Annotated in this window: 3 protein-coding genes; all 3 read left to right on the forward strand. The window is 66.9% G+C overall.

The window, feature by feature from the left end; translation table 11 throughout:
* Positions 1-573 precede the first annotated feature (573 nt).
* The 3 genes from AC1WTP_RS34255 (at position 574) to AC1WTP_RS34265 (ending at position 2,243) form a co-directional block, all read left to right on the forward strand.
* Positions 574-1,293, forward strand: coding sequence for a hypothetical protein (locus AC1WTP_RS34255; protein ID WP_481653357.1), 720 nt, complete (start codon positions 574-576; stop codon positions 1,291-1,293).
* Between the two features lie 10 nt (positions 1,294-1,303).
* Complete coding sequence (locus AC1WTP_RS34260) at positions 1,304-1,669, forward strand: hypothetical protein (RefSeq protein ID WP_481653358.1); 366 nt, start codon at positions 1,304-1,306, stop codon at positions 1,667-1,669.
* A 79-nt stretch (positions 1,670-1,748) separates the two neighbouring features.
* On the forward strand, positions 1,749-2,243 hold the full coding sequence (locus AC1WTP_RS34265; protein WP_481653359.1) for a transposase: 495 nt from the start codon (positions 1,749-1,751) through the stop codon (positions 2,241-2,243).
* Positions 2,244-2,314 lie beyond the last annotated feature (71 nt).

Here is a 2,314-nt window from a genome sequence, read left to right on the forward strand (position 1 = left end):
ATCGCGCAACCTCATCGCGCCGAATCCCTGACGGCCGAAAGTATCGCGACCCATGGATAGACGCGTTCCCGTCTCAGTAGTTGGCATGACCCACACCCTAAAACCTCAACCGCAATTGAGGTCCAGTCCATTAGCGCTGCCCGGTCTGCGCCATCTCGAACAAGGAACCTCATAACGACAGCTCAGATGGCCTGAGCGCGGCGGGGTGTCCCGTATGACCCGTCCGGTGAACATTCCCGCACAGGCCGCCATCCGGACACCTACGCTCATTGGCGGCCCGGGGGTCGCCGACCGTTCGCGTGGCGTGAGTGTCGACGTCCAGCCTCGACGACATGCCTCGGGCCGATGCGCCACCAGGTCAAGTGACATCGGTTCCATTAAGGCCAGCGCATCGACATGCAGGACTGTCAACGCACGCTCATCGGCACGTCAGGACGCCGGCGACCGGCGCCGACGTCACCTTCGGTGACGAGCGCTTCGCGGTATGAGCGTGAAGGCAAACGAGGAACGCAGCTCAAGCAGCGGGCAGCCACGACGGGCGGTCGAGCTCTGGTCTGGCGATAGATTTCACCTGTGACCTTGCCTGTCTTCTATGCGCGCCCGGAGTTCGTGGGCAGCACACTCAACGTTCCGCCTGCCCTGGCCAGCTGGGACACGGCTGGGTCACCGGGCCAGGTTCGCTCCGCCGCGTTTGCCGCCGACGTCCAGGCGGCCGTCGCCGAGCAGTTGCGCGTCACACCGGATCCGCTCGCGCTGCGCGTGGACATCGGGCTGCCGGACATCGTGCCCCTGCTCGCGCTCAACGACCTCGACAACTACCTGTTTCCGCTCGTCCCGAAGCTGACCAAGGGCACCGGGCGGCAGTTCGCCTCGGTGTGGGCGACCAAGCGGCATGCAGCGAGGTCCTCGGTCGCGGTGTGCCAGACGCACACTGTCCAGGATCCCGGCGGGGTGTACTCGCTGCAGGTGCGCACGACTGCGTCGGCCAGTACCACCGCCTACAAGCGGCAGATCCGCGACCAGATCACCGCCGCTCAACCATTTCCCGATGGCGGTATCGCCCTGCAGCTTGCGTTCGTGGTCGGGCCCCGCCGCGCCTGGCCGAACCTCTGGAAGGCCACGATCGACTCGCTCGGCTCAATCTTGGGACGTGACGCCGGTGCCCGCGACTGGGACGCACGCGACGGCCGCATCACAGACCTCGGACTGCACTGCGTCATCGACCCCTCCGCGGGCAACCGGGTCACCATCGCGATCCGAGCCTGCACAGTCGGCAAGCAAGCGGTCCGCTGACGAGACGCCGATGCCGCCGCACGACCTGGGCTCGGCACAGCGATCAACGGTCAGGCAGGCCGATGCCGTGACGCCACAGGCACGGGTGGATGCGCACTCGGTCGCGATGGTGGCACTGCGCACCCCGAACCTCGTGCAGGTCCAGCTCGACCCGGACCTGCAGGTGATGGGGATGCTGGTCGACCGCCGCGACGAGCTGGGCCCGCGCCAGGACGCAGACCATCAACCGGCTGCACCGGCTGCTGCTGGAGCTTTTCCCAGGCGGGGCAAAGCAATTCCTGTCCGCACGGCAGGCACGTGCGCTGATCGCGACCATCAAACCCCGCGACATCGTCGGCAAGACCCGACGCCGCCTCGCCGTCGAGCTCATCGGTGAACTCGAGGGCACCGACAAGAAGATCAAGGCCGCGGAAAAGGACCTCAAGGACCTTGTCGTCGCCCGGGGCTCCACCCTGATGGACCTGCACGGGATCGGCCCCTCAGGCGCAGCCCGGCTGCTGGCAGACGTCGGCGACATCCGCCGCTTCGCCGACCGCGACCGGTTCGCGTCCTGGAACGGCACCGCCCCGCTGGACGCCTCCGCCGGCGACCAGAAGCGTCACCGGCTCTCCCGCGCCGGCAACCGGCGGATCAACCGGACGCTGCACATCATGGCCGTGGTCCAGCTGCGCAACCGCACCGAAGGCCGCGCCTACTTCGACGCGAAGAAAACCTCCGGAAAGACCTCCATGGAAGCCATGCGCGCCCTGAAACGACGACTGTCCAACATCGCCTACGCCCGCATGATCACCGACCAGAAACGCAGACAGGCGGCGGATCCGGGAGGGCACTCGGGGACGACTCTGCAATCCAGCGTGACCGACCTGACCCCGGACATCGGCCCTTCGGACAAGCCACTTCCCGGACCCGCCACCAACCAGCCTAAACCCGCACTCCGAGCGGTGTCTTGATGTGATGAAGGAGCGGGGCCTCCGCTCCTCGTGACAGTCACCCTGATCAGGGGTTTCCTGGGGTTGTCACG

Source organism: Micromonospora sp. R311 (genome assembly GCF_056780015.1).

Bases quoted from the DNA above. Each gene is read 5' to 3' on its own strand.
- AC1WTP_RS34260 (WP_481653358.1), top strand. From the start codon at position 1,304: ATGCCGCCGCACGACCTGGGCTCGGCACAGCGATCAACGGTCAGGCAG.
- AC1WTP_RS34265 (WP_481653359.1), top strand. From the start codon at position 1,749: ATGGACCTGCACGGGATCGGCCCCTCAGGCGCAGCCCGGCTGCTGGCA.